Consider the following 22,927-nt stretch of genomic DNA (forward strand, 5'->3'; position numbering starts at 1 on the left):
AGAGAGCCATGGCCGCCGACAAGAATGTATTCGTCTGGGAAGACCCGTTCCTGATCGAGGACCAGCTTTCGGAAGACGAGCGCATGGTGCGTGACGGTGCCGCGGCCTTCGCCGCCGACAAACTCGCGCCGCGGATCGAGGACGCCTATCTCAACGAGACCTTCGACACGGCGATCTTTCGCGAAATGGGCGAGGCCGGCCTGCTCGGCATCAACATTCCCGAGGAGTTTGGCGGGCTTGGTGCCAACTACGTGACCTACGGACTGGTGGCGCGCGAAGTGGAGCGCGTCGATTCCGGCTATCGCTCGATGATGAGCGTGCAGTCGTCGCTGGTGATGTATCCGATCTATGCCTATGGCTCGGAAGAGCAGCGCAAGAAGTACCTGCCCAAGCTCGCCAGCGGCGAATGGATCGGCTGTTTTGGCCTGACCGAGCCCGATGCCGGCTCCGACCCGGGCGGCATGAAGACGCGCGCCGAGAAGACCGCCAATGGCTACAGGCTCTCCGGCTCGAAGATGTGGATTTCCAACTCGCCGGTCGCCGATGTGTTCGTCGTCTGGGCAAAATCTTCAGCGCATGACAACCAGATCCGCGGTTTTGTGCTGGAAAAGGGCATGAAGGGGCTTTCGGCACCGAAGATCGGCGGCAAGCTGTCGCTGCGGGCTTCGATCACTGGCGAGGTGGTGATGGAAGGTGTCGAGGTCGGCGAGGACGCGCTGCTGCCGAACGCCAAGGGCCTCGGCGGTCCGTTTGGCTGCCTCAACCGGGCCCGCTTCGGCATTTCCTGGGGTTCGATGGGCGCCGCGGAAGATTGCTGGCATCGCGCCCGCCAGTACGGCCTCGACCGCAAGCAGTTCGGCAAGCCGCTGGCCGGCACGCAGCTTTACCAGAAGAAGCTCGCCGACATGCAGACCGAGATCGCGCTCGGATTGCAGGCTAGCCTGCGCGTCGGACGGTTGCTGGATGAAGGCAAGATGGCGCCGGAAATGATCTCGATCGTCAAGCGCAACAATTGCGGCAAGGCGCTCGACATCGCCCGCCAGGCCCGCGACATGCATGGCGGCAACGGCATCCAGATCGGCTACCACGTCATGCGCCACGCGCAGAATCTGGAAACCGTCAACACCTATGAGGGCACGCATGACGTGCATGCGCTGATCCTGGGACGGGCGCAGACGGGAATCCAGGCGTTTTTCTAAGCCGGCACACCCGCTTAAATTAGGTGCACCGCAACATCTCTGCTTGGAGAATGGCCGCCATTTGTGTCAGGGTTCAGCGAAATCGTTTGAAACGCTGAATTCCGGGGCCCCATGGCAATTCTGGCAGCCGTCTATCATCTGACCCATTACAAATATGACCGGCCGGTGGTTCTCGGGCCGCAAATCATCAGGCTGCAGCCGGCGCCGCATTCCCGCACCAAGGTGTTGAGTCATTCGCTGAAGGTCGAGCCGGCGAACCACTTCGTCAATCTGCAGCAGGACCCTTACGGCAACTTCCTGGCTCGTTTCGTTTTTCCCGAGCCGGTGACGGAACTGAAGATCGAGGTCGATCTCGTCGCCGACATGACGGTGTACAATCCGTTCGATTTCTTCGTCGAGCCATCGGCCGAGGCGTTTCCGTTCGAGTACCCGGAAGAGATCCGCGACGATCTCGCCATCTACCGCACGCCGGAGCCGGCCGGTCCGCTGCTTTCGGCCTTGCTTGGGACTATCGAGCGCAGCGCAAAAAACACCGTCAATTTCCTCGTCGATCTCAATGCCCGGCTGCAGCGCGAGATCGCCTATATCGTGCGCATGGAGACCGGCGTGTTCTCGCCGGAAGAGACGCTGGCCGCGAAAAAAGGTTCGTGTCGGGATTCGAGCTGGCTGCTGGTGCAGATCCTGCGCAATCTCGGCATCGCCGCGCGCTTCGTCTCCGGCTACCTGATCCAGCTCAAGCCGGATCTCGTCGCGTTGGACGGACCGCCGGGAACCGCCGTCGACTTCACCGATTTGCATGCCTGGTGCGAGGTCTATCTTCCCGGCGCCGGCTGGATCGGCTTCGACCCGACCTCCGGCCTGCTCACCGGCGAGAGCCACGTGCCGCTCGCCGCCACGCCGCATTTTCGCAATGCCGCACCCATTTCCGGCATGGCGAGCTTTGCCAATGTCGAATTCGGCTTCGAGATGCGGGTCGATCGCATCGCCGAACATCCGCGCATCACCAAGCCGTTCTCGGATGAAAGCTGGCAGGCGCTCGATGCGCTTGGCAACAAGGTCGATGCCGCGCTTTCGGAAGGGGATGTGCGGCTGACGATGGGCGGCGAGCCGACCTTCGTGTCGATCGACGATTTCGAGTCGGCCGAGTGGAACACCGCCGCCGTCGGGCCGACCAAACGCGAAAAAGCCGATGCATTGATCCGGAAGCTGCGCGAGCGCTTCGCGCCGGGTGGCTTTCTCCACTACGGCCAGGGCAAATGGTATCCGGGCGAGAGCCTGCCGCGCTGGACCTTCTCGCTCTATTGGCGCGCCGATGGTGAGCCGGTGTGGAGCGACCCGTCGCTGATCGCGCGGGAAAAGAGCGAGGCCGATGTCGGCCCGAAACAGGCCGAAAGCCTGCTGACCGCGATTGCAGGCGAACTCGGCATCGAAAAATCCATGGTCAGAGAAGCCTTTGAGGATCCGGCCGAGTGGCTGCTCAAGGAAGGCAAGTTGCCGGACAATGTCGATCCGTCCAACTCCAAGCTGGAGGATCCGGAAGAGCGCAGCCGCATGGCGAAAGTGTTCGAGCGCGGGCTAACCAAGCCGTCCGGCTATGTGCTGCCGGTGCAGCGCTGGAACAGCCAGGCGTCTGGTCCGCGCTGGCGTTCGGAAAAGTGGAAGACCCGGCGTGGCCGGTTGTTCCTGGTGCCGGGCGATTCACCCGTCGGCTATCGCTTGCCGCTCGGCACGCTGCCCTATGTGCCGCCGGCGCAGTTCCCCTATATCGTGCCGGTCGATCCGTCGCTGCCACGCGGCCCGCTGCCGGCGCGCGAGGCGATCCTGCCCATCGCGGCTCCGGCCGAGCTGGAAGGCGCCGATGAAATGGCACGCCGCCAGCAAGCGGTGTCGTTCACGGCGGCGACTGGGCAGCAGGACCGGGTCGAGCAGGAAATCACCGAGATCGGCGGCGCGGTGCGCACCGCACTCTCGGTCGAGCCGCGCGACGGGCGGCTCTGCGTGTTCATGCCGCCGGTAGAGGCGCTCGAAGACTATCTTGAACTGGTCGCGGCGGCCGAGAACGCGGCAAGGGCGATCGGAATGCCGGTGCATATCGAGGGCTATGGCCCGCCGCACGATCCGCGCCTCAACGTCATCCGCGTCGCGCCTGATCCCGGCGTCATCGAGGTCAACATCCATCCGGCCGCCAACTGGCACGATTGCGTGGCGACGACGACGGCAATCTACGAGGAGGCGCGGCAGACGCGGCTTGGCGCCGACAAGTTCATGATCGACGGACGCCACACCGGCACCGGCGGCGGCAACCATGTCGTGGTCGGCGGCGCGACGCCCAACGACAGCCCGTTCCTGCGCCGGCCCGATCTGTTGAAGAGCCTGGTGCTGCAATGGCAGCGGCATCCCTCGCTGTCCTACCTGTTCTCCGGCCTGTTCATCGGCCCGACCAGCCAGGCGCCGCGCTTCGACGAGGCGCGTCACGACTCGCTCTACGAGCTCGAGATCGCGATGGCGCAGGTGCCGCATCCGGACACGGGCGCGGCACCGTTGCCGTGGCTGGTCGACCGTCTGTTCCGCAACCTGTTGACCGATGTCACCGGGAATACGCATCGTTCGGAAATCTGCATCGACAAGCTGTTTTCGCCGGATGGACCGACCGGCCGGCTCGGTCTGGTCGAGTTCCGCGGCTTCGAGATGCCGCCCAATGCGCGCATGTCGCTGGCACAGCAATTGCTGGTGCGCGCCATCATCGCGCGCGCCTGGAAAAACCCGCTCGACGGCCGCTTCGTGCGCTGGGGCACCTCGCTGCATGATCGTTTCATGCTGCCGCACCATGTCTGGGCCGATTTTCTCGATGTGCTCGACGACCTCAAGCTCAACGGTTTCGAATTCAGACCCGAATGGTTCGATGCCCAGCTCGAATTCCGCTTCCCGTTCTGCGGCGAGGTCCAGCACGCCGGCATCAAGCTGGAGCTGCGGCAGGCGCTGGAGCCGTGGCACGTCATGGGCGAGCAGGGCGCGATCGGCGGCACCGTGCGCTTCGTCGATTCTTCGGTCGAACGGCTGCAGGTCAAGACCGAGGGGCTGAACCCCGAGCGTCATGCGGTGGTCTGCAACGGCCGCATCGTGCCCATGAAGGTCACCGACAACCGTGAAGTGGCGGTGGCTGGTGTGCGCTTCAAGGCTTGGCAGCCGGCTTCGGGCCTGCATCCGGCGCTGCCGGTGAACACGCCGCTGGTCTTCGACATCTACGACCGCTGGTCGGGCCGCGCGGTCGGCGGCTGCGTCTACCATGTCGCGCATCCCGGCGGGCGCAACTACGATACCTTCCCGGTCAACGGCAACGAGGCGGAGGCACGGCGGCTCGCCCGCTTCGAGCCGCGCGGTCATACGCCGTCCGGCTATGTGCTGCGCGAGGAACAACCGGCGGAAGATTTCCCGATGACCCTTGACCTTCGGCGTCCACCAAGACTGTGATCGGACATGGCAAAGGGGAATCACAAGAGGGTACGCGGCAAGCCGCAGCACCATAGCCTGCTGGAGCACTACCAGCCGTTCGACGGCGTCGTCGACGAGATGGTCGATGCGTCAGGCAATCCCCGTCCGGTCTGGAAGCATTTTGTCGAAGCGCTTGATGAGCTGGGTGCCGAAAAACTCGGCCAACGTTTTGCCCGCGCCGACCAGTATCTGCGCGATGCCGGCGTCTACTACCGTGTCTACGACAAGGCCGGCGCCAATGAGCGTGAATGGCCGCTGGCGCATGTTCCGGTTCTGATCGAAGAGAGCGAGTGGGCCGCGATCAGCGCCGGCCTCGTCCAGCGCGCCGAGCTGTTCGAGGAAACCATCGCCGATATCTACGGGCCAAACCGGTTGGTCGAAAAAGGCATCTTGCCAGCCGGGCTGATCGCCGCCAGCCCCGAATATTTGCGACCCGTCGTCGGCACCAGGCCGGCTGGCGGCCATTTCCTGCATTTCTGTGCCTTCGAGCTCGGCCGTGGGCCTGACGGCCAGTGGTGGGTGCTGGGCGACCGCACGCAGGCGCCATCCGGCGCCGGCTTTGCGCTGGAGAACCGCGTCGCCACCACGCGCGCGCTGTCCGATATCTATGGCGAGATGCATGTGCACCGCCTTGCCGGCTTCTTCCGCCGCTTTCGCGATGCGCTGATCGGCATGGCCAAGGAGACCGACGGCCGCGTCGCCATCCTGACGCCGGGGCCGCTCAACGAAACCTATTACGAACACGCCTACATCGCCCGCTATCTCGGCATCATGCTGCTCGAAGGCGAGGACCTCACCGTTTCCGGCGGCAGGCTGATGGTGCGCACGGTCTCCGGCCTGATGCCGATCAGCGTGTTGTGGCGGCGGCTCGACGCCGCCTTCGCCGATCCGCTCGAACTGCGCTCGGATTCGCAGATCGGCACGCCGGGGCTGGTCGAGGCGATCCGCCAGGGCGCGGTTGCGACCGTCAATGCGCTTGGCTCCGGTCTGATGGAAACACGTGCGCTGCTTGCCTTCCTGCCCAAGATTTCGCGCGCCTTGCGGGGCGAGGAATTGCTGCTGCCGAGCGTCGCGACATGGTGGTGCGGGCAAGCGACGGAGCGCGCGCATGTGCTGGCCAATATCGACCGCATGGTGATCGGCCCGGCGCTGTCAACACGGCTTGCCTTCGAGGATGACGATTCGACGAAGCTCGGCTCGGCGCTGTCCGCCGGGGAGCGGGCGGAGCTGGTGGCGCGCATCGAACGCGAAGGCGGCGCCTTCGTTGGCCAGGAAGCGGTGACGCTTTCGACGACACCCGTCTATGTCGGCGGCTGGCTGGAGCCACGGCCGGCGAGCCTGCGCGTCTATCTGGCGCGAACGCCCGAGGGCTGGACCGTGATGCCGGGCGGTTTTGCCCGCGTCGGCCTGTCGCTCGACCCGACGGCGATCGCCATGCAGCGCGGCGGCCAGGCGGCGGATGTCTGGGTGGTCAGCGACCGGCCGGTGGAGCGCGAAACGCTGCTGCCGCAGGAAGGCGACAGTTTTACACGCACCAGGCCGGGCAGCCTGCCCAGCCGCGCGGCGGAGAATCTGACCTGGCTCGGCCGCTACATCGAACGTTCGGAAGACACGGTGCGTATCCTGCGCGCCTATCATGTGCGGCTGGCCGAGACCTCCGACCCGGATATGCCGCTGCTCGCCGACATTAGGGATTATCTCGAGCCGTTCGGCATCGATGTCGAGACGGCGATCCCGTCAGGGCTGATCGGCACGCTCGACAGCGCCGTCTACAGCGCCGGGCAGATCCGCGACCGCTTCTCGCCCGATGGCTGGCTGGCGCTCAAGGACCTGTCGAAGACCATCCATCAGTTCGCAACCACGGTGGCGCCGGGCGACGACGCGACACGGGCCATGACGGTCATCCTGCGCAAGCTCGCCGGCTTCTCCGGCCTGCTGCATGAGAACATGTACCGTTTCGCGGGCTGGCGTTTCCTGGAGATCGGCCGGCGGCTGGAGCGCGGCATCCAGATCGCCCGCACGCTGTCCCGGCTGACCAGTGCCAAGGCGCCGGACGGCGCGCTCGACATGATGCTGGAGATCGGCGACAGCGTGATGACCCACCGCCGGCAATATCCGGTGCAGGCCGGCCGGCGCACGGTGATCGATCTTCTGGCGCTCGACCCGCTCAATCCGCGCTCCATCCTGTTCCAGCTCGAACGGCTGAAGGCCGAGATTGGCCTGTTGCCGTCGCTCGGCGGCGAGGGGCACATGTCGCCGGCGGCGAAGGAGATACTGCAGCTCAACACCCAGATCGCCATCAAGGAGCCTTCGGACATGACGGCAAAGGCGCTGGACGATATCGCCTATGAAATCGGTGGGCTCTACAACAGCCTCGCCAAAGCCTATTTCGGCTAAGCAGGTTCCGCAAAAGTGCCGCGCGGTTTTGCGACAAGAACCTGCGCCAAGACAAGAAAAGTAGCGCATGCTTTACGACATCCGGCTCCATCTCCACTACGACTATGCGGCGGCGGCCGGCGGCGGCCGCCATCAGATCCGCGTGCTGCCGTCGACGATTTCCGGCGTGCAGCGCGTCATCGCCGCGTCATTGTCCTTTGCGCCGGCGCCCAACGAGCGTTCGGATTTTTCCGACTTCTTCGGCAACAACGTCACCTCGATCGCCTTTCGCGACGCGCATGACGCGCTCGACATAAGGATGAGCGCGCGGGTATCGGTGTCGCGGCCCGAGCCCGGGCTCGACGTGTCGCCGGATATCGGCCGGCTCAGGCAGGAACTCGCCGCGGTGCGGTCGCTGGCGCCTGATACACCGCACCATTTCCTGACGGGCAGCACTCATGCCGGCCTCGATGATGCGATCACCCTCTATGCGCACGACAGCGTCGGCGGCTCGGCCGCCGGCACGGCAATGGACCTGTGCAATCGCATCCATCGCGATTTCACCTATGACGGCGAAGCGACCACGGTGCGAACCCGGGCCAGCGATGCCTTCAATTTGAGGCGCGGCGTCTGCCAGGATTTTTCGCACATCATGATCGCCGGCCTGCGCGGACTCGGCATCCCGGCCGGCTATGTCAGCGGCTTCCTGCGCACCATCCCGCCGAAGGGCAAGCCTCGGCTGGAAGGCGCCGATGCCATGCATGCCTGGGTCAAGGTCTGGTGCGGGCGCGATGCCGGCTGGCAGGAATTCGACCCGACCAACGGCATGCGGGCAAGCAACGACCACATCACCGTCGGCCACGGCCGCGACTATTCGGACGTGGCGCCGATCGTCGGCGTGCTCAAGACCACCGGGGGACAGGTCGGCGAGCAGGCTGTCGATGTCATTCCGGTCGTGCTTGAAAAGGCGTGAAGGCAGGCCGGGCGTCATCGTCGCCGCAGGCTTTTCGGACGGGGTGTGGAACCAGCAATCGGCCCGCAGCTTATCTACGGACATTTGCGTGGAGCAGACATGCTGCGAAAATCCGGATTGTCGCACAGCCGATCGGCTGACGAAGAGGCTGTGCCGAAGAACGAGGCGCAAAGCTCGGCCAATCACGCCTCGCTTAGCTATGTCAGCGATGCCGAGCCTGGTATCCGCCGGCTGAAGACAGGCAAGGGGTTTTCCTACAAGGGGCCGGACGGGCGGGCAGTTCCGGACGCCGTGAGGGCGCGCATCGAGGCGATCGTCATTCCGCCGGCCTGGACGGATGTGTGGATTTCGCCCGACGCCGACGGTCACATCCAGGCAACCGGCAGGGACCAGCGCGGCCGCAAGCAATACCGCTACCATCCGCAATGGGCCGAAGAACGCGACGGTGCCAAATATTCGAGCCTTGTCGCCTTTGCCGAAAGCCTGCCTGACCTGCGGCGCAGGATAGACGGTGATCTGCGCCGTCACGGCCTGCCGCTCGAGCGCGTCGTCGCCGCCGTCGTCTGGCTGCTCGACAACACGATGATCCGCGTCGGCAATGTCGCCTACGCCCGCGACAACAAGAGCTTCGGACTGACCACGCTGCGCGACCGCCATGTCGATATTTCGGGCTCGAGCCTGCGTTTTGCCTTCAAGGGCAAATCCGGCAAGGAATGGAAACTGAAGCTGGTCGACCGCCGCATCGCCGGCATTGTGCGGGGTGCGCAGGACTTGCCGGGCCAGAAGCTGTTCCAATATCTCGACGACGATGGCAACAGGCGGCCGGTCCGTTCCGAGGACGTCAACTGCTATATCCGCGAGGCCGTTGGCGATGCGTTCAGCTCCAAGCATTTCCGCACCTGGGGCGGCACCATCCGTGCGGCGTCGCTGTTTGCACAGACGGAATTGCCGGAAAGCCAGGCGCAGCAAAGGCGGGTGATGAACGGCGTCATCGACAAGATCGCCGAGCGGCTGGGCAACACACGTGCCGTCTGCCGCAAATGCTACATCCATCCGCAGGTTTACGAGGCCTGGTCGCAAGGACGATTGCTCGACGAAATGGCGCAAGCCAACAAGCGCAAGCGCCGGGTGGACGGTCTCGATGGCGAGGAAGCCCTTGTGCTGAGATGGCTGAAGACGCGCGAAAGCTGACTGGCGACAAGGGGCGGTTGCCAAATCCGCGGCTTCGGGATTTTTTTATCGACGTCGTGTCGGGATCGGTCTTACTGTTTCGTCCTTTGACAGAGAAAAGGACCAACCATGCTCTACGCGATCCTCTGCTATGCCTCCGAAGACGTCGTCAGCTCGTGGAGCAAGGCGCAGGACGATGAAGTCATAGGCAAGCTTATCAACGTTCAAGAAAAGTACGCCCAAGCCGGACGACTTGGCCCAGTGGCGCGGCTGTTGCCGACCACGGCGGCAACGACGCTGAGAAAGGTCAAGGGCGAAGCCGTCGTCATCGACGGGCCTTTCGCAGAGACCAAGGAGCAGTTCCTCGGCTTCTACACGCTGGAATGCGCCGATCTCGACGAGGCTGTCGAGTTCGCCCGCGAACTGTCCGACGTCAACCCGAGCGGCGGGTCCTACGAGATCCGGCCGGTTCAGATGTTTCATGCCAACAAGATTCCCGCATGACCGAACTCGCCTGGATAAGCTCGACAATCAACACCGCCCGTCCGCAGGCGATGGGCGCGCTGCTGCGTTATTTCCGTGATCTCGATACGGCGGAGGAAGCTTTCCAGGATGCGTGTCTCAGAGCTCTGAAGAACTGGCCGCAGAACGGGCCGCCGCGTGATCCAGCGGCCTGGCTGATCTTTGTCGGCCGCAACAGCGGCATCGATGCGGTGCGCAAGCGTGCCAAGCAGGCGCCGATGCCGGAGGAAGACCAGATCTCCGACCTGGAAGATGCCGAGAGCGATATGGCCGAGCGGCTCGACGGCGCGCATTACCGCGACGACATCTTGCGGCTGCTGTTCATCTGTTGTCATCCCGATCTGCCGCCGACGCAGCAGATCGCGGTGGCGCTGCGCATCGTCTCGGGCATCACCGTCAAGCAGATCGCACGCGCCTTCCTGGTCGGCGAAAGTGCCATGGAACAGCGCATCACCCGGGCCAAGGCGCGCATTGCGGACGCCGGCGTGCCGTTCGAGACGCCGGGTGCTGTCGAGCGGTCGGAACGGCTCGCTGCTGTCGCCGCCATGGTCTACCTGATCTTCAACGAGGGCTATTCGACCAACAGCGGCGAGGCGCCGGCCCGCGCACCGCTGTGCGAGGAGGCGATCCGGCTGGCGCGGTTGTTGCTCAGGCTGTTCCAGACCGAGCCCGAGATCATGGGGCTGACGGCGCTTTTGCTGCTGCAGCATGCGCGCGCGCCGGCCCGTTTCGACGAAAATGGCGAGATCGTGCTGCTCGAGGATCAGGATCGCAGCCTGTGGAGCCGCAAGATGATCGACGAGGGGCTGGCGCTGGTCGACAAGGCGCTGCGCCATCGCCAGCCCGGCCCCTATCAGGTGCAAGCGGCGATTGCGGCGCTGCATGCGCGGGCCGACAAGGCCGAGGACACCGACTGGGTGGAGATCGACCTGCTCTATGGCCTGCTCGAACAGATGCAGCCGTCGCCGGTGGTCACGCTCAACCGCGCCGTCGCGGTCTCGAAGGTGCGTGGACCGGCAGAGGCGCTTGCCATGATCGAGCCGCTCGAACAAAGGCTTTCCGGTTATTTCCATTTCTTCGGCCTCAAGGGTGGCCTTTTGATGCAGCTTGACCGGGGCGAGGAGGCGCGTGTCGCCTTCAACCGCGCCATCGCGCTTGCCAACACGGCCGCGGAAGCCGCCCATATCCGCATGCACATCGACCGGTTGATGAGGGACGGTGCCGTACGGGGACCTGCCCGCACGGCGAAATGATTGAATTGCGGTCTGGTTCAACGGTCTGCGCTCGGCTTGGACCATGCCGGGGTGGCGATTTTCCCCTGAAACGAGTAATGCCACGCCATGACAGTGCCTGAGGTGCCTTTCGGCACGCGGGCGACATGGCGCAAGGCTTGAGCCGGTGCCATATGATGGCGACGGGATCTGAAAGGGACAAAAATGACGATAGCGAAGGAAACGGCCGAGCTTCTGGCGAAACTGGGGGTGGCCAAGGACGCGCTTGTCGGCGGCGACCTGATCGTGCGCAGCCCGGTGACGGGCGAGCAGATCGCTGCGCTGAAGACGATCTCGCCGGCCGATGCGGCCAAGACCATCGATGCGGCGCACAAGGCGTTCCAGGCGTGGCGGATGGTGCCGGGTCCGCGACGCGGCGAACTGGTGCGGCTGCTCGGCGAGGAGCTGCGCACGCACAAGGCCGAGCTTGGCCGGCTGGTCTCGATCGAGGTCGGCAAGATCCCGTCCGAGGGACTTGGCGAAGTGCAGGAAATGATCGACATCTGCGATTTTGCCGTCGGTCTTTCCCGGCAATTGTACGGCCTGACCATCGCCACCGAGCGCCCGGGCCATCGCATGATGGAAACCTGGCATCCGCTTGGCGTTGTCGGCGTCATTTCCGCTTTCAACTTCCCGGTTGCGGTGTGGTCGTGGAACGCCGCCTTGGCGCTGGTCTGCGGCGACGCGGTGGTGTGGAAGCCGTCGGAGAAGACGCCGCTGACGGCGCTCGCCTGCGAGGCGATTTTCGCCAGCGCGGTGAAGCGTTTCGGCACGGACGCGCCGCAGGGCCTGGCGCCGGTGCTGATCGGCGACCGCGCCGTTGGCGAGATCCTGGTCGATCACCCCAAGGTGCCGCTGGTATCGGCCACCGGCTCGACCCGCATGGGCCGCGACGTTGGCCCGCGGCTGGCCAAGCGCTTTGCGCGCGCGGTGCTCGAGCTCGGCGGCAACAATGCCGGCATCGTTTGCCCGACAGCCGATCTCGACATGGCGCTGCGCGCCATCGCCTTCGGCGCCATGGGCACGGCGGGACAGCGCTGCACGACGCTGCGGCGCCTGTTCGTGCATGACAGCGTCTATGACGCCCTGGTTCCACGCCTCAAGAAGGCTTACGAAAGTGTGACGGTCGGCAATCCGCTGGAGACATCCTCGCTGGTCGGGCCGCTGATCGACAAGGCTGCCTTCGACGCCATGCAAAAAGCCTTGAAGGAAGCCGCCGCCCATGGCGGCAAGGTGACTGGTGGCACGCGGGTCGAGAACGGCCATCCGGATGCGTACTATGTGCATCCTGCACTGGTCGAAATGCAAAGCCAAGTTTCGCCGGTGACCGAAGAGACCTTCGCGCCGATCCTCTATGTGATGAAATATTCGGATTTCGACGCCGTGCTCGACGAGCACAATGCGGTCGGCGCCGGCCTGTCGTCGTCGATCTTCACCCGCGACCTGCAGGAATCCGAGCGCTTCCTTGGTGTCGACGGTTCGGATTGCGGCATTGCCAATGTCAACATCGGCACTTCGGGCGCCGAGATCGGCGGTGCCTTCGGCGGCGAAAAGGAAACCGGCGGCGGGCGCGAGAGCGGCTCCGATGCGTGGAAGGCCTATATGCGGCGCGCCACCAACACGGTGAACTATTCCAAGGCGTTGCCGCTCGCCCAGGGCGTTTCGTTCGACATCGATTAGGAACGCCGGGGCTCTATGCACCCCCCGCAGGGGGGTGCCGCACCGATCATCTGCCTGCCGGCGAGCCAAAGGCTTCGACGAAGGCGGCATTGATGATGGCCAGTTTAACGGCCTGGGCGGTCATGTATTCGCGGTAGAAATCGGCCGACACCCACATCACCGAGTTGCCGCGCTGGCCGAGCCAGCCGATGCTGCCGAGATCCTCGGCATCGCGCAGCTTGCGCGCCAGGTGGGTTCGCGACAGTTAGAGCCATTTGGCGAAATCGCCGATCGAGACGATGCCGGTCGGGATTTGAGCCAGGCCGGCATAGTCGGGATCGACGCCCGATATCAGCCAGCCCATGACGACGCCGCCATTGTTGAGCCAGGTGAACAGGGAAAAGGTCTGCTTGGGCTCGTGGACGGGGCTGGAGGAGACCAGGCCGTCGGCCACCAGCGGCTGCACCCTGGCGAGCGCATCGGGCCGCTCCAGGAACGTCGCCAGACGGTTCGCGCCGTCAAGGCTGTCCAGCGTGTGCAGATGCGCCATCATCCAGCCGGCAAGCACATCCAGCGTGTTCACTGTGGGTTGCATTGGGCGGATGCGACCGTCCTGCGTCGCCGGCAGGTATTCGATGAAATTGTAATGCAGCATTTCCTTGATGAAGGCGTCGGCGGTGTTGCGGCTGGCTACGGAATTCTGGCGGATGACGTCAATGAAACGTGCCGTCGTCAGTTGCTTGCGGTAGTCGTCGGGCTCCCGCCTGAAATGCAGGGCAAGACCGATATGCGCCATCAGCCAACGTTGCTGGGTGGCAAACACCGAAGCAAGCCGGGGGCTCATCCCGTAGGCCTGGATCAGCGCCTGCGCCTGGGCACGGACACAGCGATACAATGCCGGGTGGCCGGCAATAAGCTCCAAGGTCAGCGACATTCTCCCCCAGCTCCGTTTCAGCCTTACGGCTGCGAAGACCCAAGCCACATTTTCAGCCTTCCATTTCTGTGTCCAGACGCAGTCCGCCGATGCCGGTTCACAGCATTATGCGTTTGGTGCATGACCCCCACCCTGTCGGCGATTTTCCCAGGCAGGCCGAGATCACGGCAAGGGTCGGCGGGCCTCGGATTGCGGAAAACAGGCGTTGAAAGCGGCATCCACAATGGCCAGCTTCGCGGCCTGGACGGTCATGTACTCCTGGAAGAACGTGCTCGATACCCACATCACCGAATGACCGCGCAGGCCGAGCCAGCCGATGCTGCCGAGATTCTCGGCAGCGCGCAGCTTGCGGGCAAGATGGGTCCGCGAGAGCTTGAGCCATCTGGCGAAGTCGCCGATCGAAACCACGCTGGTCGGAATCCGGTCGAGACCGGCATGATCGGGATCGATGCCCGACATCAGCCAGTCCATGACGATGCCGCCATTGTTGAGCCAGATGAACAGGGAAAAGGTCTGGTTGGGTTCGCGCACCGGCTTGGAGGAAAGCAGGCCGTCCGCCACCAGAGGCTGAAGCCTGGCAACCATCTCGGGCCGCTCCAGAAACCTCGCCAGCCGATCTCCACCGTCGAGCTGATCCAGCGTCCGCAGATGGGCAAGGACCCAGCCGGTAAAAGTCTGCACGGTGGCCGCCGTCGGCTGCAAGGGGTGGGTGCGCCCGTCGCCGCCCGACACATACTCGGCGATATGGTAGTGCAGCATTTCCTTGATGAAAGCGTCCGCGGTGTTGCGGCTGGCGACCGCATGCTGGTGCACGACCTCGATGAAACGCGACACCGTCAGCTCCTTGCCGCGGTCGTGCGGGTCACGCCTGAAATGCATGGCAAGGCCGACATGACCCATCAGCCAACGCTGCTGCGTGGCGAAAATGGAAGCCAGCCGCGGGCTCTCTTCATAGATGCGGATCAGCGCCAGCGACTGTGCCTGAACATAGCGATGCAGGGCCGGATGGCCGGCAATGTCTTCCAGATTCAGCGCCATCCTCCTTGTGTTCCGAGTGAGCCTCCGCAACCCAGACGACGTAACCACATTTTCAGCCTTCGCCGCTTGTGTCCAGACGTTCCATCCCGGTTCACAGACTCGCCGAAACCACGGCAGAGTCGGGCAGCATGCCGCTAACTATTTGCTATAGCTTGGAAAACCCCTCCCGATAATAGTCAGCCCGGCGGCCGCCCGTTGAATTGACGCTCACAAAAGCCGCGCATAGTTTCCGCGTCGTCCGAGCGGCGGGGACTGCCCTTCCGGACATGAGTTCGAAAACAACCTTGAATTGACGAGCGACGGGACATCGCGCGGCAGCGAAGCTTTGCCGCGTTCACCCTCGAAATACGAGTGACTGAGCATGTCCTGCCCATCTCATTCTCCCGGTTGTGCCCCTGGCTGCCAGGGGCGCCGCGCCTGCGACCGCAGCCTCTGGCACCAGCGGCCGAAGCGGTCGACATAGATGTAGATGACCGGCGTCGTGTAGAGGGTCAGGATCTGGCTCAGGATCAGGCCGCCGACGATGGCGATGCCGAGCGGCTGGCGCAGTTCGCTGCCTTCGCCAAGGCCGATGGCGAGCGGCACGGCGCCGAACAGCGCCGCCATGGTCGTCATCATGATCGGACGAAAGCGCAGCAGGCACGCCTGGTAGATGGCGTCATGCGCCGACTTGTTCTCGTTGCGCTCGGCGGCCAGCGCGAAGTCGATCATCATGATCGCATTCTTCTTGACGATGCCGATCAAGAGGATGATGCCGATCAGCGCCATGATGCTGAACTCGATGCCGAAGGCCGACAGGGCCAGCAGCGCGCCGACGCCGGCCGAGGGCAGAGTGGAGAGAATGGTCAGCGGGTGGGTGTAGCTCTCGTAGAGGATGCCAAGAACGACATAGACGGCGATGAGCGCGGCAAGGATGAGCAGCGGCTGGTCGGAAAGCGAATCCTGGAACACCCGGGCCGTGCCCTGGAAACTGCCATGGATGGTGGCCGGCATGCCGATGCGGTCCGCCGCCGCGTTGATGGCCGCGACCCCATCGCTGAGGGCGACGCCCGGCGCGAGGTTGAACGACAGCGTGGTGGCGACGAACAGGCCCTGGTGGTTGACCGAAAGCGGCGTGCTGCCGGGGCCATAGGTCGCGACTGCCGACAACGGCACCATCATCTCGGCACCGGTGCTGACGGCCGATCCGGTCGAGGCTGCGGTCTTGCCGGTGCTGGTGATGGAATTGGTCGCCTGGTTGCGCGCGGCATCCGTCGCGGCCGCCGTGGTGCTGCTGGACTGGCCCGGCGCGACGAATGTGCCGGCAACCGCATTGCTCGCCTGCGAACCATGCACCGATCCGCCCGACGTGCTGACATAGACTTGGCTCAGCGCTTCGGGGTTCTGCCAGTACTGCGGCGCGACCTCCATGATCACGTGGTACTGGTTGCGCGCCACATAGATGGTGGAAACCTGGCGCTGGCCGAAGGCATCGTAGAGCGTGTTGTCGATCTGGCCGACGGTGATGCCGAGGCGCGTCGCGGTATCGCGATCGATGACGATATCCGCCTCCAGGCCCTTGTTCTGCTGGTCGCTGTTGACGTCGGTCAGCTTCGGCTCGGTCTGCAATGCCGCCGCGAGTTTGGGCGCCCATTGCGCGAGCTCGTCGAAACTGTCGCCTTGCAGCGTGTACTGGTACTGAGCGTTCGACTGACGCCCGCCGACGCGGATGTCCTGCACCGCCTGCAGGAAGAGGGTGGCGCCGGGCACCACTGCAAGTTCGCGCCGCAGCCGGGCGATCACCTGGTCGGCGGAAACCTTGCGCTCGGCCTTAAGCGACACGAACATCGAGCCGGAATTGGTCTGGCCGCCGCCAGTGAAGCCGACAGCGGCATCGACGGCCGGGTCCTTGCTGACGATGCCGGCGAACTGGCTGAGCTTCTTCGACATCAGCTGGAAGGAGGTCGCCTGGTCGGCCTGGATCGAGCCGACAAGCCGGCCGGTATCCTGCTGCGGGAAGAACCCTTTGGGGATGGTGACATAGAGGTAGCCGTTGAGACAGAGCGTCGCCGCAAGCACCGCCATGATCAGCAGCGGATGCTCCAGCGCCCAGGAGAGCGACCGGCGATAGCCGCCCAGCATGGCGTCGAAGACGCGCTCGCTGAGCCGGTAGAGCCGGCCATGCGCGCGGCCTCGCTCGCTGCGCAGCAGGATCGAGCACATCATCGGGGTGGTGGTCAGCGAAATGACGAGCGAGACCAGGATGGCGGCCGAAAGCGTGATGGCGAACTCGCGGAACAGCCGGCCGATGATGCCGCCCATGAGCAGGATGGGGATGAACACGGCAATCAGCGAAAGGCTCATCGACAGCACGGTGAAGCCGACTTCCTGCGCCCCCTTGATCGCCGCCTCCAGGCGGCCCATGCCGGAAGCGGCGTGGCGGGAGATGTTCTCGAGTACGACGATGGCGTCATCGACGACGAAGCCGGTGGCCACCGTCAGCGCCATCAGCGACAGATTGTCGATGCTGAAGCCGAGCAGGTACATAGCGCCCAGCGTACCGACCAGCGACACCGGCACGGCCACGATCGGCACCAGGGCCGAGCGCACATCACGCAGGAAGGCGAAGACGACCAGGATCACCAGGCCGATGGCGATCATCAGCGTCTGCGCGACTTCCCGCAGCGAAGCCCGGATGGTGGTCGAGCGGTCGACCGCCAGCGACAGATCTATGGCCGGCGAGATCGAGGCGCGCAGCGACGGCATAAGCGCCTTCACGCGGTCCACCGTCGCGATGATGTTGGCGTTGGGCGATCGGTTGAGGATGATCAGCACCCCCGGCTTGCCATTGGCGAGACCGGCATTGCGGATGTTCTCGACGGAATCGTTGACCTGGCCAACGTCGGAAAGCCGCACCGGCGCGCCGTTGCGATAGGCCACCACCAGCGAGCGATAGGCGTCCGCATGGTTGGCCTGGTCGTTGGCGTAGATCTGATAGCGCTGCGGGCCGACGTCGATGGCGCCCTTCGGGCTGTGGGCATTGGCCGAGGCGAGGGCCGCGCGCACGTCCTCCAGCCCGATGCCGTAGTTGTAGAGCGCCTGCGGATTGAGCTCGACGCGCACCGCCGGCAGCGAACTGCCGCCCACCGACACCTCGCCGACGCCGTCGACCTGCGAGAGTTTTTGCGCCAGCACGGTGCTGGCGGCATCGTAGAGCTGCCCCTTGGACAGAGTGTCGGAGGTGAGGGTCAGAATGAGGATCGGCGCGTCGGCCGGATTGACCTTGCGATAAGTGGGGTTCGAATGCAGGCTGGACGGTAGGTCGGCGCGCGCCGCGTTGATCGCCGCCTGGACGTCGCGCGCGGCGCCGTCGATGTCGCGGTCGAGGCCGAACTGCAAAGTGACGCGCGCGCTGCCGACGCTGCTCGACGAGGTCATTTCGGTGACGTCGGCGATCTCGCCGAGATGCCGTTCGAGCGGGCTGGCGACCGTGTTTGCCACGACCTGCGGGCTGGCGCCCGGCAGCGATGCCCGCACCGAGATCACGGGGTAGTCGACCTCGGGCAGCGGCGCCACCGGCAATTGCGGAAACGCCACCAGTCCGGCCGCCAGCAGGCCGAAGGTCAGCAAGGTCGTTGCGACTGGGCGCCGGATGAAGGGAACCGACAGGTTCATGGCGCGGTGTCCGCACCATACGCACGGGGAGGATCGGGCTGGATGCCTTGCAGCCGGGTGGCAAGGCGATCGAACCAGAGATAGATGACCGGCGTGGTGAACAGCGTCAGCAACTGGCTGACGAGCAGGCCGCCGACGATGGTGACGCCGAGGGGATGGCGCAGTTCCGAGCCGACGCCGGTGCCGAGCATCAGCGGCAGCGCGCCTAGCATCGCCGCCAGCGTCGTCATGAGGATCGGTCGGAAGCGCAGCAGGCAGGCCTGGTAGATGGCCTCGCGCGGCGCCTTGCCTTCGTTGCGCTGCGCATCGAGCGCGAAGTCGATCATCATGATGGCGTTCTTCTTGACCACGCCGATCAAGAGGATGATGCCGATGATCGAGACGATGGTCAGGTCCTCGCCGGCTATCATCAGCGCGAGCAGCGCGCCGATGCCGGCCGAAGGCAGTGTCGACAGGATGGTGATCGGGTGGATGAAGCTCTCATAGAGCACGCCGAGCACGATGTAGACGGTGATCACCGCCGCCAGGATCAGGAACAGCGTGTTGTCGAGCGAAGCCTGGAAGGCGCGCGCCGCTCCCTGGAAATTGGTGATGACGCTGAGCGGCATGCCGATCTCGCTTTGCGCCTGCTGGATCGCGGTGACGGCTTCGCCAAGCGACACGCCGGGCGCCAGGTTGAACGAGACGGTGGTGGCCGGGAATTGCCCCATATGGGTGATCTGCAGCGGTGCCGTGGCGACGTGGGTGCTGGCGACCACGGCCAGCGGCACCGGACTGCCGCCGGTCGATGACGGCAGGTAGACGGAGGACAGCGCGCGCAGCGAATCCTGCAAGGAGGGATCTGCTTCGAGAATGACCCGGTACTGGCTGGATGTGGTGAAGATGGTCGAGACGATGCGCTGGCCGAAGGCGTCGTAGAGCGCGTTGTCGATCGTCGCCGGCGTGATGCCGAAGCGCGCCGCCTGGTCGCGGTCGATGTCGACGAAGACGGCGAGGCCGGCATCCGTCAGGTCGCTGGCGACGTCGGCGATCTGCGGCAGCGTGTTCAATCTGGCCAGCAGCTTCGGCGTCCATAGCGTCAGTTCGTCCGGATTGGCGTCCTGCAGCACGAATTGATACTGCGTGCGGCTGACCGTGCCGTCGATGGTCAGGTCCTGCACCGGCTGCATGAAGAGGGTGACGCCGGCCGTGGCGGCGGTCGCCTGCTTCAGCCTTGCTATGACTTGCGTGATATCGGCGGTGCGCTCTTCATGCGGCTTGAGGTTGATCAGGATGCGGCCGACATTGAGCGTGGTGTTGGTGCCGTCGACGCCGATGAAGGACGACAGGCTGTCGACATCGGGGTCTTTCAGGATGACCGCCGCCAGGGCCTGCTGGCGCTCGGCCATCGAGGCGTAGGACACCGATTGCGGCGCCTCGGTGATGGCCTGGATGACGCCGGTGTCCTGCACCGGGAAGAAACCCTTGGGGATGACCACGTAGAGTGCCGCCGTCAGCACCAGCGTGGCCGCCGCCACCAGCAGCATCAGCGTTTGCCGGTCGAGCACCCAGGTCAGCGCGCAGCCGTAACCCCTGATCACCCAGTCGAAGAAGTCGCGGCTGGCGCGCTGCAGGGCGTTCTCGCGCACCGCCGACAATGGCTTGAGCAGCTTGGCGCAGGCCATCGGCACCAGCGTCAGCGACACCACGGCGGAAATCAGGATGGTGGTGGCGAGCGTGATGGAAAATTCGCGGAACAGCCTGCCGACGACATCGCCCATGAACAGCAGCGGGATCAGCACCGCGATCAGCGAAACGGTCAGCGATATGATGGTGAAGCCGATCTGCTGCGACCCCTTCAGCGCTGCCTGCAGCGGTGTCGCACCCTCCTCGACATAGCGCGCGATGTTCTCGATGACGACGATGGCGTCATCGACCACGAAGCCGGTGGCGATGGTCAGCGCCATCAGCGAGAGATTGTCGAGGCTGAAGCCGAACAGATACATCACCCCCAGCGTGCCGACCAGCGACAAGGGCACCGAGAGACTCGGGATGAGCGTCGCACGGGCGCTGCGCAGGAAGACGAAAATGACCAGCACGACGAGGATGATCGCGAGCGTCAGTTCGTATTCGACGTCGCGCACGGAAGCTCGGATGGTCGTGGTGCGGTCGGTCAGCACCTTGACGTCGATAGTGCTCGGCAGCGAGGCCTGCAGTTGCGGCAGCAGCGCCTTGATGCGGTCGACCACCTCGATGACGTTGGCGCCGGGCTGGCGCTGGATGTTGACGATGATCGCCGGCGTGCTGTTCATCCAGGCCGCCAGCCTGTTGTTCTCGGTGGCGTCGACCACTGTCGCCACATCGCTCAGCCGCACCGGGGCGCCGTCCTTGTAGGCGACGATCAGCGAACGGTATTCGTCGGCACTTTTCAGCTGGTCGTTGGCGTTGATTGTGTAGGCCCGCGACGGCCCGTCGAAATTGCCTTTCGGCGTGTTGACGTTGGCGCTGCCCAGCGTGGTGCGCAGATCGTCGAGATTGAGGCCATAGGCGGCGAGCTTGCGCGGATCGGCCTGGACGCGCACGGCCGGGCGCTGGCCGCCGCTGAGGCTGACCAGACCGACGCCCGCCAGCTGCGAGATCTTCTGCGCCAGCCTTGTGTCGGCGAGCTGCTGCACATCGCGCAGCGGCATCGTGTCCGATGTCAGGCCGAGCGTCAGCACCGGCGCGTCGGCCGGATTGACCTTGGCGTAGATCGGCGGTGCCGGCAGGTCGGCCGGCAGCAGATTGCCGGCGGCGTTGATGGCCGCCTGCACCTCCTGCTCGGCGACATCGAGCGAGATCGCCAGGCTGAACTGCAGCGTGATGACGGAGGAACCGGCCGAACTGACCGAGTTCATCTGGTTCAGGTTGGCGATCTGCCCGAGCTGGACCTCCAAAGGTGCTGTGACCGAGGACGTCATGACGTCCGGGCTCGCTCCCGGATAGAAGGTCTGTACCTGGATGGTCGGATAGTCGACCTCGGGCAGCGCCGAGACCGGCAAATAGCGGTAAGCCAGCAGGCCGGACAGCATGATCGCAACCATGAACAGCGATGTCGCCACCGGCCGGAGAACGAAGGCTCGCGACGGGCTCATTGCTGCTGCCCGGACTCCGCGTGACGGTGCTTGCGGCCCTGGCCCTTGTGCCTGGACGTATCGTCCGGTTTCGACGCATCCGATGCGGGCTGCCCCGACGACTGCGCTTGTGATGGTGGCGCTGTCCCTGCCGGTGCGTGGGTTGCTGCCTGCGGGGGTGTCTGCGCCGGAGCCTGTGTTTGGCCGTCCTGTTGCAGGTTGATATGGGCGCCGTCACGAAGCTTGTCGGCGCCGTCGACGACGATGCGGTCGCCGGGGTTCAGGCCCGACAGGATCTCGACGTGCTCGCCATTGGTGACGCCAAGCGTGACCTTGCGCACGGAGACGGTGCTGTCGGGATTGACCAGATAAACGAAGGTGCCGGGCTGGCCGCGCTGTATCGAGGCGATCGGGGCGATCGCCACGTCCTTGTGCTCGTCCACCAGCAGCTCGACGTTGACGAACTGGTTCGGATAGAGAATGCGCGTTTCGTTGGCGAAGCCCGCCCTGAGCTTGATGGTGCCGGTGCTCGGGTCGATCTGGCTGTCGAAGGTTTCAAGCTGGCCGTCGGCGAGCTTCTTGTTGCCGGCGCGGTCGAAGGCGGTGGTGGGCAGCGTGGCGCCCTGCTGCATGCGCTGCGCGATCTCCGGCAATTCGTCCTCGGGCACGGTGAAGAGGACACTGATCGGCTGCACCCGGGTGATCACGACGATGCCATTGGCGTCGCCCGGCGTCACGTAATTGCCCTCATCGACCTGGCGCAGGCCGGCACGACCGTCGACCGGGGCCAGGATGCGGCAATTGTCGAGATTGAGAGTGGCGGTCTGAACCATGGCCTGGTCGACCTGGATGGAGCCGGCGTCCTGTGCGACCAGGGAGACCTGCGCGTCGAGCGTCTGGTGCGTCGCCGCGCCCTGGGCCACCAGCGTCTGGTCGCGTGCAAGGTCGAGCTGGGCATCCTTCAGCATCGCCTGGTCGCGCGCCAGCTGGCCCTGGGCCTGGGCCAGCGCCGCCTGGTAGGGCCGCGGATCGATCTCAGCCAGCAACTCGCCCTTGCTGACGTCCTGACCCTCCCTGTAGTTCACCTGGACGAGCGGACCGGTGACCTGTGGCTTGACCGTGACCGTGGAGAGCGAGGTCACCGTGCCAAGGGCGTTGAGGGTGACGTCTATCGTACCCTTCTCGATCGTGGCGGCGCCGATCGACATCGGCTGCGCGTCTCTCCTGTTGCCCGGCTGACTGGCGGTGACCTGCGGACGCTGGTAGAGATACGCGCCGGTGGCGGCGACGACGGCGAGGAAGATCAGCCAGGGGATCCAGCCGCGCGAACGGCGTTGCGCGACAGTCGTCTGCAGGGGCATTTCCAACTGCTGGTCCATGGCGGCATCTTTCACCCCCATCAACCAATATGGCCGAAACCGGCCCAAGTCGAATTAACAGTTGGACAGGTTTGACCGGCCTTGCCGGCCGGTCATTCGCCTTGTTTGCTGTATCCGAGCTGTATCCGACTTCTGCGCCGAGGCGTTCGGCGTAGCCTTCCGCGACAA

The 22,927-nt window shown here is 64.8% G+C and carries 12 protein-coding genes and 1 pseudogene; 8 read left to right on the forward strand and 5 right to left on the reverse strand.

What is annotated here, in order from left to right; all coding sequences use genetic code 11:
* Nucleotides 1–8 precede the first annotated feature (8 nt).
* From B5V02_RS02550 to amaB, 8 genes are all read left to right on the forward strand, one after another.
* A complete protein-coding gene (locus B5V02_RS02550) occupies nt 9–1,199 on the forward strand; it encodes an acyl-CoA dehydrogenase (RefSeq protein ID WP_111542691.1) in 1,191 nt (396 codons plus the stop codon).
* Nucleotides 1,200–1,310: 111 nt separating this feature from the next.
* Nucleotides 1,311–4,670 (forward strand): transglutaminase family protein, encoded by a 3,360-nt coding sequence (locus B5V02_RS02555; protein WP_111542692.1) that lies wholly within the window; start codon nt 1,311–1,313, stop codon nt 4,668–4,670.
* A 6-nt stretch (nt 4,671–4,676) separates the two neighbouring features.
* On the forward strand, nt 4,677–7,088 hold the full coding sequence (locus B5V02_RS02560) for a circularly permuted type 2 ATP-grasp protein (protein ID WP_111542693.1): 2,412 nt from the start codon (nt 4,677–4,679) through the stop codon (nt 7,086–7,088).
* A gap of 67 nt (nt 7,089–7,155) precedes the next feature.
* Complete coding sequence (locus tag B5V02_RS02565) at nt 7,156–8,040, forward strand: transglutaminase family protein (RefSeq protein WP_111542694.1); 885 nt, start codon at nt 7,156–7,158, stop codon at nt 8,038–8,040.
* 99 nt (nt 8,041–8,139) lie between these two features.
* Nucleotides 8,140–9,231: a DNA topoisomerase IB gene (locus B5V02_RS02570; protein ID WP_111542695.1), complete on the forward strand. Its 1,092-nt coding sequence runs from the start codon at nt 8,140–8,142 to the stop codon at nt 9,229–9,231.
* Between the two features lie 108 nt (nt 9,232–9,339).
* Nucleotides 9,340–9,714, forward strand: coding sequence for a YciI family protein (locus B5V02_RS02575; protein WP_111542696.1), 375 nt, complete (start codon nt 9,340–9,342; stop codon nt 9,712–9,714).
* Nucleotides 9,711–10,985: an RNA polymerase sigma factor gene (locus B5V02_RS02580; RefSeq protein ID WP_111542697.1), complete on the forward strand. Its 1,275-nt coding sequence runs from the start codon at nt 9,711–9,713 to the stop codon at nt 10,983–10,985. The genes B5V02_RS02575 and B5V02_RS02580 overlap by 4 nt, the downstream gene beginning before the upstream one ends.
* A gap of 183 nt (nt 10,986–11,168) precedes the next feature.
* The gene (gene amaB / locus B5V02_RS02585) at nt 11,169–12,683 is read left to right on the forward strand and encodes an L-piperidine-6-carboxylate dehydrogenase (RefSeq protein WP_111542698.1); all 1,515 of its coding nucleotides are present in this window, start codon (nt 11,169–11,171) and stop codon (nt 12,681–12,683) included.
* Between the two features lie 46 nt (nt 12,684–12,729).
* Here amaB and B5V02_RS02590 read toward each other — a convergent pair.
* From B5V02_RS02590 to B5V02_RS02610, 5 genes and pseudogenes are all read right to left on the reverse strand, one after another.
* A pseudogene (locus B5V02_RS02590) lies at nt 12,730–13,596 on the reverse strand (hypothetical protein).
* A 162-nt stretch (nt 13,597–13,758) separates the two neighbouring features.
* The gene (locus tag B5V02_RS02595; protein ID WP_167458344.1) at nt 13,759–14,634 is read right to left on the reverse strand and encodes a hypothetical protein; all 876 of its coding nucleotides are present in this window, start codon (nt 14,632–14,634) and stop codon (nt 13,759–13,761) included.
* A gap of 375 nt (nt 14,635–15,009) precedes the next feature.
* Nucleotides 15,010–18,288: an efflux RND transporter permease subunit gene (locus tag B5V02_RS02600; RefSeq protein WP_111542700.1), complete on the reverse strand. Its 3,279-nt coding sequence runs from the start codon at nt 18,286–18,288 to the stop codon at nt 15,010–15,012.
* Entirely contained in the window at nt 18,285–21,401 is a 3,117-nt protein-coding gene (locus B5V02_RS02605) for an MdtB/MuxB family multidrug efflux RND transporter permease subunit (protein WP_111542701.1), read from the reverse strand. The genes B5V02_RS02600 and B5V02_RS02605 overlap by 4 nt, the downstream gene beginning before the upstream one ends.
* Entirely contained in the window at nt 21,398–22,759 is a 1,362-nt protein-coding gene (locus B5V02_RS02610; protein WP_111543694.1) for an efflux RND transporter periplasmic adaptor subunit, read from the reverse strand. The genes B5V02_RS02605 and B5V02_RS02610 overlap by 4 nt, the downstream gene beginning before the upstream one ends.
* Between the last annotated feature and the right edge of the window lie 168 nt (nt 22,760–22,927).

Source organism: Mesorhizobium kowhaii (assembly GCF_003253745.1).
Classification (GTDB): domain Bacteria; phylum Pseudomonadota; class Alphaproteobacteria; order Rhizobiales; family Rhizobiaceae; genus Mesorhizobium; species Mesorhizobium kowhaii.